This window comes from Halorubrum persicum, from assembly GCF_002727125.1.
Taxonomy (GTDB): Archaea; Halobacteriota; Halobacteria; order Halobacteriales; family Haloferacaceae; genus Halorubrum; species Halorubrum persicum.
The window spans coordinates 1-1,286 of sequence record NZ_NHOA01000027.1 but is presented as its reverse complement, the minus strand read 5'-3'; the positions used below and the strand labels follow the sequence as shown (position 1 = coordinate 1,286).

Annotated in this window: 1 protein-coding gene and 1 pseudogene; both read right to left on the bottom strand. The window is 71.5% G+C overall.

The window, feature by feature from the left end:
• Positions 1 to 440 (bottom strand): annotated as a pseudogene (locus DJ69_RS03820) (hypothetical protein); the annotation flags it as partial.
• Positions 437 to 1,286, bottom strand: an 850-nt coding sequence (locus DJ69_RS03815) for a DNA primase small subunit domain-containing protein (protein WP_099254375.1), incomplete at its 5' end; no start/stop codon positions are given. The pseudogene DJ69_RS03820 and the gene DJ69_RS03815, both read right to left, overlap by 4 nt.

Here is a 1,286-nt window from a genome sequence, read left to right as displayed (position 1 = left end):
GCCTCGTCCGACGCGGCGTCCGCGCCCGCCGCGTCGGACGAGGCCGGAGGCGCCTCTCCGGCGAGCACGTCGAGCACGCGCGACTTGTTCTCGCCGATGCGGTCGACGAGGTCGTCGAACAGCTGTCGCTCCTCCGTGGTCATGCCGTCGGCGTCGACCGGCATGTCCGCCGCCGCGAACGACGCGAGCTTGACGACCTTGCCGACGCGGCGCTCGTACAGCGCCTCCGCGACCTCCTCGGCGGTCTCGACCTCGTCCGACATCCGGCGCACGTCGTCGTCGGAGAACGGCTTGTCGACCTGTTCGGCGCGGCGGTCGCGGGCCGCGCGCAGGTCGGCGACGTAGGCGGCGACGTCGTCGTAAAAGGAGTCCCGCAGGTGCTGGAGGCTGTCCTTGCGGCGTTCCTTCGATTGGGCCGATCTGAGCTCGTCGAGGTTCATCGTTCGGGGGCTTTCCGCGCCTCGCCGCGAGCCATCAGGAAGACTCCGGCGAACTCGGGCACGGTGTTTCTGCCGGGTTCAACTCTAACGCGCTCACCGTTTAATTCTACCGTCCGATCGACGTCGGTCTCGATCCGGATCTCGCGGCCGACGAACCGGTCCGGGACCGCGTCGCGGAGCGGGTCGAAATCGGCGAGTTCCTCGCGCTCGATCGGCGTGACGACGAGGCCGGAGCCGCCGTGGAGCGTGCCCGGAAGCCGGATGAGCCGCCGGGTGTCGGTGGTGACCGGCTCGTCGATCGGCGCGGTGTCGGTCGCGGTCACCTGCGCGGCGAGCGCGGAGACGAGCCGGCGGACCCCGGGCCCGCCGGCCTCGACGTTGCCCTCGCGGACCGCGGTCGGGTTGCGCTCGAAGGCGCCGAGGATCGTCTCCGCGCGTCCCTCGCCGATCCCGTCGAGCTCCATCAGGCGCTCGCGGGCGTCCTCGTCGTCCATGTCGCGGAGGTCGTCGGCGTACTCGATCAGCGCCTCGTGGACGCGCGCCCCCCACCCGCCCTCGGTGCGGAGGACGCGCTTCGTCGTGCCGCGGTCGGAGACCGTCCGGATCAGCCCCTCGGTGTCGAGGTCGATCGCGCGGACGTAGTCGACGATCTCGCGGCGCGCGTCGCTGTTCAGCGCCCGGACGCTCTCGTCGCGGACGTGGACGTGGTAGCCGCGGCCGCCGGAGAAGACCACGGTGAGGTCGTCGAACGCGAAGTCGTCGTCGAGGAAGTCGAGGAGCCGAAACAGCGCCCGCTTGCACGCGGCGAGCATGTCGGGGTAGGCGGTGGTCTCCGGGTCGACGCCG